General features: G+C 67.6%; 14 protein-coding genes. 9 read left to right on the top strand and 5 right to left on the bottom strand.

Annotated features, from left to right (window positions below; all coding sequences use genetic code 11):
- Positions 1-48: 48 nt before the first annotated feature.
- The 3 genes from modA to J2W36_RS01865 are packed head-to-tail and all read left to right on the top strand — an operon-like array spanning position 49 to position 2,224.
- On the top strand, positions 49-840 hold the full coding sequence (gene modA / locus J2W36_RS01875; RefSeq protein WP_370869236.1) for a molybdate ABC transporter substrate-binding protein: 792 nt from the start codon (positions 49-51) through the stop codon (positions 838-840).
- Between the two features lie 2 nt (positions 841-842).
- Positions 843-1,496, top strand: a complete 654-nt coding sequence (gene modB / locus J2W36_RS01870; RefSeq protein WP_307687958.1) for a molybdate ABC transporter permease subunit — start codon at positions 843-845, stop codon at positions 1,494-1,496.
- The gene (locus J2W36_RS01865; RefSeq protein WP_307687957.1) at positions 1,496-2,224 is read left to right on the top strand and encodes an ATP-binding cassette domain-containing protein; all 729 of its coding nucleotides are present in this window, start codon (positions 1,496-1,498) and stop codon (positions 2,222-2,224) included. The genes modB and J2W36_RS01865 overlap by 1 nt, the downstream gene beginning before the upstream one ends.
- A gap of 9 nt (positions 2,225-2,233) precedes the next feature.
- Here the strand turns inward: J2W36_RS01865 and J2W36_RS01860 are convergent, their stop codons facing one another.
- Genes J2W36_RS01860 through J2W36_RS01850 form a run of 3 tightly spaced genes read right to left on the bottom strand, consistent with a single transcriptional unit; the run spans position 2,234 to position 4,503 of the window.
- The gene (locus tag J2W36_RS01860) at positions 2,234-3,067 is read right to left on the bottom strand and encodes an ABC transporter substrate-binding protein (RefSeq protein ID WP_307687956.1); all 834 of its coding nucleotides are present in this window, start codon (positions 3,065-3,067) and stop codon (positions 2,234-2,236) included.
- On the bottom strand, positions 3,068-3,760 hold the full coding sequence (locus J2W36_RS01855) for an ATP-binding cassette domain-containing protein (protein WP_307687955.1): 693 nt from the start codon (positions 3,758-3,760) through the stop codon (positions 3,068-3,070).
- A complete protein-coding gene (locus tag J2W36_RS01850) occupies positions 3,757-4,503 on the bottom strand; it encodes an ABC transporter permease (protein WP_307687954.1) in 747 nt (248 codons plus the stop codon). Before J2W36_RS01850 ends, J2W36_RS01855 begins: the two co-directional genes overlap by 4 nt.
- A gap of 139 nt (positions 4,504-4,642) precedes the next feature.
- Here J2W36_RS01850 and J2W36_RS01845 point away from each other — a divergent pair, with 139 nt between their 5' ends.
- Positions 4,643-5,737 carry a substrate-binding domain-containing protein gene (locus J2W36_RS01845; RefSeq protein ID WP_307687953.1) on the top strand — a complete coding sequence of 365 codons (1,095 nt, stop codon included), beginning with the start codon at positions 4,643-4,645 and terminating at the stop codon, positions 5,735-5,737.
- A 19-nt stretch (positions 5,738-5,756) separates the two neighbouring features.
- Here the strand turns inward: J2W36_RS01845 and J2W36_RS01840 are convergent, their stop codons facing one another.
- Together J2W36_RS01840 and J2W36_RS01835 are read right to left on the bottom strand one after the other, a co-directional pair.
- A complete protein-coding gene (locus tag J2W36_RS01840; RefSeq protein WP_307687952.1) occupies positions 5,757-7,037 on the bottom strand; it encodes an SUMF1/EgtB/PvdO family nonheme iron enzyme in 1,281 nt (426 codons plus the stop codon).
- A 60-nt stretch (positions 7,038-7,097) separates the two neighbouring features.
- The gene (locus tag J2W36_RS01835; protein ID WP_307687951.1) at positions 7,098-8,195 is read right to left on the bottom strand and encodes a TRAP transporter substrate-binding protein; all 1,098 of its coding nucleotides are present in this window, start codon (positions 8,193-8,195) and stop codon (positions 7,098-7,100) included.
- Between the two features lie 162 nt (positions 8,196-8,357).
- Here J2W36_RS01835 and J2W36_RS01830 point away from each other — a divergent pair, with 162 nt between their 5' ends.
- The 5 genes from J2W36_RS01830 (at position 8,358) to J2W36_RS01810 (ending at position 12,930) form a co-directional block, all read left to right on the top strand.
- Positions 8,358-9,515, top strand: a complete 1,158-nt coding sequence (locus J2W36_RS01830; RefSeq protein WP_307687950.1) for an ABC transporter substrate-binding protein — start codon at positions 8,358-8,360, stop codon at positions 9,513-9,515.
- Positions 9,516-9,645: 130 nt separating this feature from the next.
- The gene (locus J2W36_RS01825) at positions 9,646-10,527 is read left to right on the top strand and encodes a branched-chain amino acid ABC transporter permease (RefSeq protein WP_307687949.1); all 882 of its coding nucleotides are present in this window, start codon (positions 9,646-9,648) and stop codon (positions 10,525-10,527) included.
- Positions 10,527-11,390: a branched-chain amino acid ABC transporter permease gene (locus tag J2W36_RS01820; protein ID WP_307687948.1), complete on the top strand. Its 864-nt coding sequence runs from the start codon at positions 10,527-10,529 to the stop codon at positions 11,388-11,390. The genes J2W36_RS01825 and J2W36_RS01820 overlap by 1 nt, the downstream gene beginning before the upstream one ends.
- On the top strand, positions 11,387-12,211 hold the full coding sequence (locus tag J2W36_RS01815) for an ABC transporter ATP-binding protein (protein WP_307687947.1): 825 nt from the start codon (positions 11,387-11,389) through the stop codon (positions 12,209-12,211). The genes J2W36_RS01820 and J2W36_RS01815 overlap by 4 nt, the downstream gene beginning before the upstream one ends.
- Positions 12,208-12,930, top strand: a complete 723-nt coding sequence (locus J2W36_RS01810) for an ABC transporter ATP-binding protein (protein WP_307687946.1) — start codon at positions 12,208-12,210, stop codon at positions 12,928-12,930. The genes J2W36_RS01815 and J2W36_RS01810 overlap by 4 nt, the downstream gene beginning before the upstream one ends.
- Positions 12,931-12,966 lie beyond the last annotated feature (36 nt).

Raw genomic sequence — 12,966 nt, 5'->3', positions numbered from 1 at the left:
CAATGCGGCGAGGCGACGGCCGCGTTGCTATGATTCGCTATTCCATAAATGAATAGCGAAAGCGAGGGATTCGAGATGACATCCACACGTCGTTGGCGCGTTGTTGCAGCGCTGGCCACCCTTGTGCTCAGTGGCGCCCTGCATGCGCAAGAGATCGTGGTGTCGGCGGCCGCCAGCCTCACCAATGCGTTCCAGGCCATCGGCCAGGCCTTCGAGAAGACGCATCCGGGCACCAAGGTCACCTTCAACTTCGCCGCGTCCGGCGCCCTGCTCGCGCAGATACAGCAAGGCGCGCCCGTCGATGTGTTCGCCTCGGCCGACGAGGACACCATGAACCGCGCGGCACAGGCCCGGCTGCTGATGGACGGCACCCGCGTCGACTTCGCGCAGAACACGCTGGTGCTGATCGTGCCGGCCCAGGGCGCCGAGCCGCAGAAGCTCCAGGACCTGGCAACGCCGGCCTACCGCCGCATCGCCACCGGCACGCCGGCATCGGTGCCGGTGGGCCGCTACACGATGGAGGCGCTGAACCAGACGGGGCTGTCGGCGGCCCTCGCGCCCAAATGGATCTACGGCGAAAGCGTGCGACAGGTACTCAACTACGTCGCGCGCGGCGAAGTCGACGCCGGCTTCGTCTACCGCACCGACGCGCTCATCGAACGTGACAAGACGCGCATCGCGCTGACCGTGCCGACCACCCCGGCCGTCCGCTACCCGATCGCGCAGGTCGCTGCCAGCAGGAACGCCACGGTGGGCAAGGACTTCGTTGCCTTCGTGCGCAGCGCGCCGGGCCAGCAGATCCTCGCCGACTTCGGCTTCTCGCCCCCCGGCGCGCCCTGACCTTGCTCACGCCACTCTGGCTCACGCTGAAGGTCGCACTGCTCGCCACGCTGGTGGCCGGCGTGCTGGGCATCGCGTTGGCCTGGGGCATGTCGCGCCGCCGTTTTGCCGGACAGGGCATCGCCGACGCGCTCCTGATGCTGCCGATGGTGCTGCCGCCCACCGTGCTCGGCTACTACCTGATCGTGCTGATCGGGCGCAACGGTGTGCTCGGCCAGTATCTCGACCGCTGGTTCGGCATCAACCTGATGTTCACCTGGCAGGGGGCGGTGATCGCCGCTGCCATCGTGTCGCTGCCATTGATCTACAAGGCCGCGCGCGCCGCGTTCGAAGAGCTCGACCCCCGGCTGCTGCATGCTGCGCGCACGCTGGGCGCGGGCGAGTTCGAAGTGTTCGTGCGCATCGCACTGCCACTGGCGCTGCGCGGCATCGCGGCCGGGCTGATGCTCGCCTTTGCGCGCGCCATGGGCGAATTCGGTGCCACGCTGATGATCGCGGGCAACCTGCCGGGCAAGACGCAGACGCTGTCGATCGCCATCTACGACGCGGTGCAGGCTGGCCGCGACGCCCAGGCACTCTGGCTCACGCTGGTGATCTCGGTGGTCTGCATCGTCGTGCTCGTGGTCTCGGGTCGCCTGTTGCAGGTGAGGCACTGATGGCAGGCCATTCGACCTCCCGGCCCGAAGAGGCGGCAGCCGTGCTCGACCTCCACGTTCAGCGCGTGCTGCGCTCGCCCGGACGCACCTTTTCGCTCGACGCCGCCCTGCGCTCGCCGGTCATGCGCACTGCGCTCATGGGGGCCTCCGGTTCGGGCAAGTCGACCGTGCTGATGGCCGTGGCCGGCCTGCTGCCGGGCACGCACGGCCATGTGCGCGTCGGCGCCGACACACTGCTCGACACGGCAAGCGGCATCGATCTGCCCGCGCGGGCGCGCGGCGTGGGCGTGGTATTCCAGGACTACGCGCTGTTCCCGCACCTGACCGTGGCGCAGAACCTCGGCTTCGGCATGCGTCGCCTGGGTCACAGCCTGAACGAGGCCGATCAGGCGCGTATCGATGCGCTGATCGCCCAGTTCGACCTGGGCACACTGCGTGCCGCGCGGCCGCAGGACCTCTCGGGCGGCCAGCGCCAGCGCGTTGCCCTCGCGCGTGCGCTGGCGCCCTCGCCCCGGCTCCTGCTGCTCGACGAGCCCCTGTCGGCGCTGGACGCCCCGCTGCGCGCGCGCTTGCGCCACGAGCTGGCCGAGATGCTGGAACGCGTGCAGATACCCACGCTGCTGGTCACGCACGACCCGCAGGACGTCGAGGTGCTGGCACAGGCGGTCGTGCACCTGGACCAAGGCCGCGTGGTCAGCGCACCCGCGTGCGCCACCGGCGGCGCCTGACCGCCGCCGTCACTTCGTCGCGTTCGGGAAGAACAGCTGTTCGCCGCCGATCTTGTAGGAAGCGATGACCGACTGGCCCGCCGGGGAGACCACCCAGTCGACGAACTTCTGCGCGCCGGTGTGGTTGAGCTGCGGGAATTTCGCGGCGCTCGGCACCATCACGCCGTACTGGTTGAAAAGACGCTGGTCGCCTTCAACCAGCACCGCGAGGTCGGCGCGGTTCTTGAAGCTCAGCCACGTGCCACGGTCGGCCACCACGTAGGCGCCGCTGGATGCGGCGATGTTGAGCGCGGGGCCCATGCCGCAGCCGCATTCCTTGTAGCCACTGCCCTTGCGGTCGTTGGCCAGAGGCTGGCCCGCATCCGCCATGCCGGTCTGTGCCCAGAGGCGACGCTCGGCCGCGTCGGTACCGCTCTTGTCTCCGCGCGAGACGAAGGCGGCATTGCCCGCAGCAATCTTCTTCAATGCTGCGACGATGTCCTTGCCTTTGACGCCAGCCGGATCGTTCTTCGGACCGACGAGCACGAAGTCGTTGTACATCACCGGATAGCGCCGGGCCGCGAAGCCTTCGGCCACGAACTTTTCCTCGGCGGCGGTGTCGTGCACGAACAGCACGTCGGCATCGCCGCGGCGTGCCATGTCGATGGCCTGGCCGGTGCCGACGGCCACCACCTTCACATCGATGTCGCTGGCCTGCTTGAAGGCGGGGAGCAATTGCGAGAACAGGCCTGACTGTTCGGTCGACGTGGTGGACGCCATGGTCAGTGTCTCGGCCTGCGCGCCGATGGAGGCCACGGCCAGAACGGCAAGCGCCACGGTGCGAAGACGGGGGAAGGTGAACATTCAGGTCTCTCCTTTGACAAACAAACGGGCTTCCTCGGGCAACGGCCCATGGAAGAAATCATGAACGCTGCGGTCGGCCAGCACCCGACCCTGCTCGAGGTAGATCACGCGGCTCGCCAGGCGTTTGACCTGGCCGAGATTGTGGCTGGCGAAAACCATGGTGCGGCCCTGCGCCATCTGCCCGAGCAGGGCCTCGACCTCGCGCTTGGCCGTCGGATCGAGGCTGGCCGTGGGCTCGTCGAGGAACAGCACGTCGGGCTGCAACGCCCAGGCGCGCGCCAGCGCCAGCCGCTGTTGCTGGCCGCCCGACAGCGTGCGCGCGTTGCGCTCGGCCAGCGCCGACAGGCCGACCCGGTCGAGCGCATCGCACGCGACCTGCTGCGCACCCCGCCAGCGCGCACCGTGCAACCACAACGCGAGCGCAACGTTGTGTCGCACGCTCGCGCGCAGCAGGTGAGGACGCTGGAACAGCATGGCCTGCGCGCGCCGCGGCACCATAGACTGCACCTGGCCCGAGGCGACAGGCACCAGCCCATGCAGCACGCGCAGCAGCGTGCTCTTGCCGCTGCCGTTGGCGCCGATCAGCGCCACGCGCTCGCCCGCGCCAATCGACAAGGTGGTCGGATGCAGCGCCTGCACGCGCGCAAAACGCACAGCCGCGCCATCGAGCGCAAAGACGGTGTGGCCGATCAAACCACCGCTCCCGCACGCAGCGCGGTGGCGTCGGTCGCACCGCCATCGACGCGCTCGCGCCAGCTGCGCAACAGCGCAATCGCCAGGTTGAGCACCAGGACGACGGCCAGCAGGAGCAGGCCCAGCGCCAGCGCCAGTGGCAGATCGCCCTTGCTGGTCTCCAGCGCGATGGCGGTGGTCATGACGCGCGTGAAGCCGTCGATGTTGCCGCCCACGATCATCACCGCGCCAACCTCCGACACGGCGCGGCCGAACGCGGCGATCAGCACCGTGACCAGCGCATAACGTTCGTCCCAGACCAGCAACAGCGCACGCGTGAACAGGCCGGCACCCAGCGAACGCAACTGCTCGCCGTGGGCACGGTCGGCGTCCTCGATGGCCTGGCGCGTGAGCGCAGTCACCACCGGCAGCACGAGCACCGTCTGCGCGAGCACCATGGCCTGGAACGAGAACAGCCATCCCAGTCCGCCCAGCGGACCCGAGCGCGACAGCAGCAGGTACACGATGAGGCCGACCACCACCGAAGGCAGCGCGAGCAGCGTATTGAGCAGCGTGAGCAAAAGGCCCCGCCCACGAAAACGCCCCACCGCCAGCCAGGCGCCCAGCAGCAGGCCGGCACCACAGGCGAGCAGGCACGCACTGGCACTCACGCCCAGCGACCGGCCCACGATGGCCAGAAGCACGGGATCGCGGGCAAGCAACAGCTGCCAGGCGGCGCTCAGACTGTCTGCAAAAGTGTTCATGGGTAAATCTTCATCGGGGCCGCGCAGTATCGAAAAAGCACGCAGCCGACCTATGCATGCCATTTCATAGGTCAAGGGCTTTCGCAGGCGGCTCTGCATAATCGGTACAACTTTGCCAGCGACCCGCCCTCTTCTTTTCGTGCAACAGATCGAACTCTCCTATGCCATCGCGCCGCGGCGCGGCGGTCGCGGCCTCATCCGCAACCCGCTGATGGAACTGCTGCAGGCGGTGCGCGGCCACGGCTCCATCTCGGCGGCCGCACGGGCGCTGGGCCTGTCCTACCGGCACGTCTGGGGTGAGCTCAAGCGCTGGGAAGACACCTTCGGCCATGCGTTGGTCACGGGTGAACAGGGCCGCTCGGCGCAGCTCTCGGAGTTCGGCGACAAGCTCCTGTGGGCCGAGCGCCAGGCACAGGCGCGGCTGGCGCCGCAGATCGAAGCGCTGCACGCCGACCTCGAACGCGTGTTTGCGCTGGCCTTCGACGACAGCACGCATGTGCTGAGCCTGCATGCGAGCCACGACGACGCACTGGTGCTGCTGCGCGCCCATGCCGCCGCGCATGCCAGCCTGCAGATGGACATCCATTTCACCGGCAGCGTGGACGCGATCGCGGCACTCAATCAGGGGCGCTGCGTGCTGGCAGGCTTCCACACGCTGGAGCGGCCACCAGTCGGCTCGCTCGCCCAGCGCACCTACAAGCCGCTGCTCAAGCCGGGCCTGCACAAGCTGATCGGCTTTGCGCGCCGCACGCAGGGGCTGATCGTCGCACCAGGCAATCCACTCGCGCTGCGCTCACTGGCCGACGTGGCACGGCGCCGCGCCCGCTACGTGAACCGGCCGATGGGCACCGGCACGCGGGTGCTGATCGATGAACTGCTCGCAGACGCCGGCATCGACCCGCAGGACATCGAGGGCCACGATCGCACCGAACCTTCGCACGCCGCCGTGGCGCAGGCGGTGGCGTCGGGGCAGGCCGACACCGGCCTCGGCCTGGCATCGGCGGCACGCAACGCGGGGCTGGACTTCGTGCCGCTGGTGCGGGAACGCTACCACCTGGCCTGCCTGAAGTCGGCACTCGACCAACCGGGCATGGCAGCGCTGCTCGGCGTGCTGAGAGGCACGGCGTGGCAGCACGAACTGAGCACCCTCACAGGCTACGAAAGCGTGAATTGCGGCGCAATCGAGTCGCTCAGCGCGCTGCTGCCCTGGTGGAACTTCCGAAACCGGAAGTGAGCCTGCTGCCCGCCGGATTTCACACCGCGCAGGTTCGAAATCCGATGAAGGCGTCGTCGCGTGGCGGCAGTGCAAAGCCACGGCGGCGCGGCGAGCGCAGGCGGGCACGCGCGGCGAAAGACGTGCCGCGCACGACACGCGCCTGCCCGAAGGCCGCGGCCGCATCGAAATCGGTGCCCTGGCTCCACGGGTCGGCGACGTAACCGGGCCAGGGCTGCAGCGTCCCTGCCGTCCACTCCTGCACCTCGCCCCAACGAAAACCCCGGTGCGCACCTGCGTGCGCGGCCACCTCCCATTCGACTTCGGTCGCCAGCCGGCGGCCTGCCCAGCGCGCCCAGGCGTCGGCCTCCCACCAGCTCAGGTGCATGGCAGGCTGGTGGCCCGGGGCCTGCACCAGGCGGCCGAAGCGATGCCGCAGCACCGCGCGGCCCGCACCGATCTGCTCGACGTGGCGCGGCGCACGGCGCCCGTCGATCTGCTGCGCCAACCAGGCCCGGCCCGCGGGCTGCCAGAGCGCTTCCTGGTCGTAGCCGCCGTCGTCGACGAATTCGGCGAACTGCTGCCAGGTCACCGGCTGCGCATCGATCTCGAATTCGGGCACGTCCACCTCCAGGCGGCCGCGCTCCTGCGAAAAACAGAAACCGGTGGCGGGGCTGCCCAGCTGCCAACGGGTTGGCGGCAGCCACAACGGTTCACGCGGCTCGGCGACGGCCTGCGGCTCCCATTGCAGCGGCAGGCCCAGGGTCTGGGCGCACATGACGAGCTGCTCGCCGCGCAGGTCTTCGTGGAACAACGCAAGCCGGTAGAAATACAGCCCGGCGTCGGTCTCGGCGGCACGCTCGAGCAGTTCGAGCGTGCATTCCAGCGTGTCGCGCAGGTAGCTGCGCACCACCGCCACATCGGGGGCTTCGGACGACCAGCGTGCGTCGGGCAATGCAGGATCTTCGCCGCTCCAGCTGCGCGGATCCCACCAGAAGTCGGCTGCGGGGGCGATGGAAGCCAGCCGCGTCGGCCGTTGCGGGCAGTCGGCACCGAAGGCACGCTGGGTGTTGCGCGCAATCCACCACTCGGCGAACCAGCCGACGTGGCCGGCCAGCCAGAGCGGCGGCAGCACGCAGGGCTCACCGGACCTGTGGGGTACCGTCAAAGCTTGCGAGCCAAGCGCCTCTTCGTAGCACGAGAGCAGGTGCAGCGTGTGGTTGCGTGCGTCGATCAACGCCAGCGACAGCAGGTCCTTGCCGGCGACGCACATCGCCGGCGAATCGACGGCTTGGCGCGGCTCGGGAGCAGATGCAGGCATGGCGCATTATGGCCAGCCCGTGGCCTCACGAACCTCAGGGCCTCGCCGGCTGCACCGGTCTCAGGGCGAGCGGTTCGCCATGAAGGCCTCCAGGCGCGATCCCGTCAGACGCGTGGCCTGGCCCTGCGCCCGCTGGAAGGCGCGCAGATCGGCGTGAATCCGCTGCCAGTCGGCATTCTTCGCGGCGCTGTCGGCCGCGACGGCGGTCCAGGCCGAGAACACCGCCTGCATCACTGGCTGCGGCAACGACACCACCTTGGTTCCGGCGGCCGCGAGCTGCTTGAGCGCGACCGCGTTCATCACGTCGTAGCGCGCCGTCAGCATCGCCGCCGACTGCGCGGCGGCCGCTTCGATCATGGCCCGCTGGTCGGACGACAGTGCGGCCAGCGCCTTCTGCTGGATCAGGATGCCAAGGCCGAGGCCGTCGACCCACCAGCCGGACGCGCCGTAGAGCGGCGCCGCCGACCCGAGGCCCAGCGCCTGGTCATCGGCCGGACCGAGCCATTCCGCCGCATCGATGCGACCCTTGGCCAAGGCGTCGGCGATCCCCGTGGCAGCGAGCTTCTGCGGCACTGCACCGAGCCGCGCCATGACCGCGTCCATCGGGCCGCCTGCGGTTCGCAGGCGCAGGCCCTTGAAGTCGGCCGCACTGCGTGGGGCCCGTCGGAACCAGCCGCTCATCTGCAGCCCGGTGCTGCCGCCGTCGAGCGCCACGAGTCCCTGGCCGGCATAGAACGCATTCATGAGCGTGCGGCCATTGCCGGCAGTCATCCAGGCCTGGGTCTGGCGCGCATCGGGACCGAAAGGCAGCATCGAGCCGATGGCAAAGCAGGGATGGCGATCGTGGAACCAGCCAGGCACCGTGTGGGCGGCCTCGATAGAGCCGCCCTGCACGGCATCCAGCACGCCCAGCGGCGTCATGAGTTCGCCGCCCGCATGAACGGCGATGTCGAAACGCCCCCCCGACAGCGCGCGTACGATCTGGACAAAGGTTTCGGCGGCGCCGTAACCGACGGCCGAGCTGCGCGGAAAGCTCGATGCCAGGCGCCAGCGCACCACGGCCTGCGCGTGCACGGCCGGCGCAAGCCCGGTGGCCAGCACGGCGGCGATGCCGGCCTGCTTGAGGAGCCGGCGACGGCCCATCGATGGAATCTCCATGGTTCTTTTGATGTCTCTTTGTGGGTTGACGGAAGGCGCCTTCGACAGCCGCAGCATGCACGTGCAGGGGTTTTCCCCTGCTGCACGGCGTCTTTGCACATGCGGGCACGACATAAAATGCGCACCCTCTTCCCTACAACTCTATCCAAAGTGCAATCCAAGATGAGCTCCATCCGATTCAAACCCGCGCTGGTCGCACTCCTCGCCGCGTCGGCGTTCGCGGGCGGCGCCCTGGCAGCTGACCTCAAGATCGGCGTGGCGGAAGCGCTGTCGGGCGGAGCCGCCCAGTACGGCACGGCCATCCGCAACGGCTTCCAACTGGCGACCGACGAAATCAACGCCGCTGGCGGCATCAACGGCAACAAGATCGTGCTGGTCGTCGAGGACGAGCAAGGCAAGAAGGAAGACGCGATCAACGTCTTCAAGAAACTGATCTTCCAGGACAACGTGCTGATGGTTTTCGGTCCGACCCTGTCGAACTCGGCCCAGGCAGCCGACCCGATTGCCCAGGCCGCCAAGACCGTGGCGTTCGGCACCTCGAACACGGCGGACGGCATCACCTCGATCGGCGACTACGTGTTCCGCAACTCGGTGACCGAAGCCGACGTGCTGCCCGAGACGCTGCGCGTGGCCATCAAGAACGCCAACATCAAGAAGGTCGCCGTGCTCTACGGCAACGACGACGTGTTCACCAAGAGTGGCTACGACAACTTCAAGAAGGCGCTGGACGACCTGAAGCTGCCGGTGACCACCACCGAAACCTTCGCCAAGGGCGACGTCGACTTCAAGGCACAGCTGACCAAGATCAAGGCCACCAACCCCGACGCGATCGTGCTGTCGGCGCTGCTGGCCGAAGGCGCGCCGGTGATGGTGCAGGCCCGCCAGCTGGGCATCAACGTGCCCTTCATCGGCGGCAACGGCATGAACTCGGTCAAGATCTTCGAACTGGCCAAGGGCAGCTCGGACAACCTGTACGTTGGCAGCCCCTGGTCGTCGAGCAACGCGACGCCCGAGAACACCAAGTTCATCAAGGCCTACAGCGACAAGTACAAGATGGCGCCCGACCAGTTCGCCGCCCAGGCGTACGACGGCATGTACATTGCCGCGCAGGCGCTCAAGACCGTCAAGGTCAGCGGCAACCTGACGGCCGACCGGGCCGCGCTGCGCGATGCACTGCCCAACGTCAAGTGGACCGGCGCGACCGGCGCCTTTGCCTTCGCACGCGCCAAGGACCGCACCGGCAAACCTGCTGGCTATGATGCACAACAGCAGGCGATCGTCGGTGTGACCAAGGGCACGCAGTTCGTCATCGAGAAGTAAGCAACCGGTACACCTACCCCTACCGGGGCGCCGCAGGCGCTTCGGGGGTGGCCCCCTCCAGGCGCAGACATCTGCGCCGTTTTCATTTTTGTTTTTGCGCAGCACCATGCTGTGAACGTCGGAACCCATCGTGCTCGATCAGCAGCTTGTCAATGCCTTGTCGCTCGGATGCGTCTACGCACTCTTCGCGCTCGGCTTCACCCTCATCTTCGGCGTGCTCGGCGTCATCAACCTGTCGCACGGCGCCGTGTTCATGGTGGGTGCCTATGCCGCGGCCGAATTCATGCGCGTGTTCACGCTGCCGCTGTGGACCGGGCTGCTCGGCGCGTTCCTGTTCAGCGGCGCCATGGGCCTGCTGATCGACGTGCTGGTGCTCAAGCCGCTGCGCAAGCGCAATGCACCCCACCTGATTCCCATGATCGCGACCATTGGCGTCGCCATCATCCTGAACAACGGCGTGCAGGCGATCTTCGGCGCCGAGAACCTGCGCTTCCCCGCCGGGACCATTCCAAACAACGACCTGGAGTTCGCCGGTATCCACGTGACGGTGCTGGAGCTCGGCATCATCCTGGTTTCCTTCGTGTTGATGGGCCTGCTGATGCTCGCACTCAAGCGCACGCAGATGGGCCGCGCGCTGCGCGCGATCGCTGAATCGCCCAAGGCGGCCTACCTGGTCGGCGTGAACGTCGAAGGCCTGTTCTACCTGACCTCCTTCGTCGCAGCCGGCCTGGGCGGCCTGGCCGGCGTGCTGATCGGCCTCTACTCGAACGCCCTGTTCCCGCTGATGGGCCAGCCGATGCTGGAGAAGGGCATTGCCGTGATCATCCTGGGCGGCATGGGCGACATCCGCGGCGCGATGCTGGGCGGTCTGTTCCTCGGCTTTGCCGAGGTGCTGTCGGTGGCCTACATCGGCTCGACCATGCGCGACGCGGTGGCCTTCGGCATGCTGTTCCTGGTGCTGCTGGTGCGACCCAAGGGCCTGTTCGGCTCACTGCAGGAGCGCAAGGTCTGATGAGCTCCTTCGACAACTTCTGGGCGGTCTACAGCAACCTGATCCTCTCGCTGGGCATCAACTCGCTGCTCGCGCTCTCGATCTGGCTGACGCTGGCCTGCGGCATGCTGGCCATCGCCAATGCGGCCTTCATGGGCATCGGCGCGTACACTGCGTCGATCCTCACGATGAACTACGGCGTGCCATTCCCGGTGGCCATTGCGGGCGGCATGGCCGCACCGGCGCTGGTCGCCTTCATCATGGGCAAGCCGACGCTGCGGCTGTCGGGCGTCTATCTGGCCATGGCGACACTGGCCTTCGGCGAAGTGGTGCGCATCGCCATCCTGAATGCGGAGTCGCTCACCGGCGGCGCACTGGGTCTCAACGGCATTCCCCAATCGACTCAATGGTGGCATGTGCTGTTGGCGCTGGTGCTGGTGCTGCTCGTGCTGTGGCGCGTGCGTCGCTCCAAAGTGGGCCGGGCCTTCGAGGCCATCAAGGAAGATGAAACGGCCGCAGGCCTGATGGGCATCGACGTCGCCGCGCACAAGATGCTCGCCTTCGTGCTCGGCGGCGCCATCGCCGGCCTGGCCGGCACGCTCAACGCGCACCTGACTTTCTTCATCGGCCCCGGCGAGTATGGTTTCAACCGCGCGGTCGACATCCTCACGATGACCATCCTCGGCGGCATCAACGGCCTGACCGGGCCGGTGCTGGGCGCGGTGATCCTCACCATCCTGCCGGAAGCGCTGCGTGGGCTTGCCGGCTTCCGCCTGGTGATCAACGGCCTGATTCTGGTGCTGATCGTGCTGTTCCTGCCCAAGGGCATCTGGGACCCGGTGCGCTTGCGCCAATGGTTCGGTCGCAAGGGAGATGCCGCATGAGCACGATCCAGACCCCCGGCTCGCACAGCGAGCCACTCCTGCAACTCACCAGCGTGTCGCGCCATTTCGGCGGCCTCAAGGTGCTGCAGGACGTGAACCTCGCCGTGCCGAAGAGCGGCATCTTCGGCCTGATCGGGCCGAACGGCGCCGGCAAGACGACGGTGTTCAACCTGATCACCGGCCTGCTGCCGACGACCAGTGGCACCATTCTTTTCGACGGACAGGACCTGGCCGGCCGCAAGCCGTTCCAGATCACGCGCGGCGGCATCGCGCGCACCTTCCAGAACATCCGCGTGTTCAAGGAAATGTCGCTGCTCGAGAACGTGATCGTCGGCATGGACGCGCACCTGCGCTACGGCCCGTTTGGCCTGCTGGCGGGCACCCGGGTGTTTCGCAGCGAGGAACGCCGCGCCCGCGAGCGCGCCCGCGAACTGCTCAGCTGGGTCAAGCTCGACCACAAGGCCGGCGAACTGGCCGACAACCTGTCGTATGGCGACCAACGCAAGCTCGAACTCGCGCGTGCGCTCGCCACCGAACCCCGCCTGCTGCTGCTCGACGAGCCCGTGGCCGGCATGAACAGCACCGAGAAACTGGACCTGATGCGAGAAATCGAGAACATCGCGGCCCGCGGCTACACCGTCTTCATGATCGAACACGACATGCGCTTCGTGATGGGCCTGTGCGAGCAGATCGCGGTGCTGAACTTCGGCCGCATCATCGCGCGCGGCGGCCCGGAAGCGATCCGCAACGACCCGCAGGTGATCGAGGCCTACCTGGGCCGCGAGGATGACGAAGCCACGACCGAAGGAGCCACGGCATGAGCGCCACGCCATTGCTCAAGGTCGAGGGCCTGAAGGTGTCGTTCGGCCATGTCGAGGCAGTCAAGGGCATCGACTTCGAACTGCACGAGGGCCAGATCACGACCTTGGTCGGCGCCAACGGTGCCGGCAAGTCGACCACCCTGCTGGCGCTGTCGGGCCTGGTGAAGAAGGCGGCCGGCCGGGTGATGTTCGACGACCGAGACATCACCGGTCTGGCACCGCACAAGATCGTCTCGGGCGGCGTGGTGCAGGTGGCTGAAGGCCGTGCCACGCTGACCACGCTGACGGTGCGCGAAAATCTTGAACTCGGGGCCTACACGCGCCGCGACGGGACCGCCGCGCGAGCCCAGGACATGGAACAGATCTTCACACTGTTCCCGGTGCTGAAGGAGCGCTCCGAAGGCCTGGCCGGCAATCTCTCCGGCGGTGAACAGCAGATGCTGGCAATCGGTCGGGCCATGATGGCACGGCCCCGCGTGCTGCTGCTCGACGAGCCTTCGATGGGTCTGGCGCCGATCATCGTCCAGGACATCTTCCGTACGCTGCGGGAAATCAACCAGCAAGGGCTGACGATTTTCCTGGTCGAACAGAATGTGCGCCAGGCGCTGAAGATCGCCGACCGCGCCTATGTGATCGAAACGGGTTCGATCGTGCTGCACGGCACGGGGCGAGAACTGCTCGGCGACCCAAAGGTGCAGGACGCGTACCTGGGCCATTGAACCGGACGCCTCTCCCTGCGCAGTGGGCCGGGAGAG

It is taken from the genome of Variovorax ginsengisoli, from assembly GCF_030811835.1.
In the GTDB taxonomy this organism is placed as follows: Bacteria; Pseudomonadota; Gammaproteobacteria; order Burkholderiales; family Burkholderiaceae_C; genus Variovorax; species Variovorax ginsengisoli_C.
The sequence above is the reverse complement of the archived record's forward strand: the minus strand, read 5'-3'. Positions and strand labels throughout refer to the sequence as shown.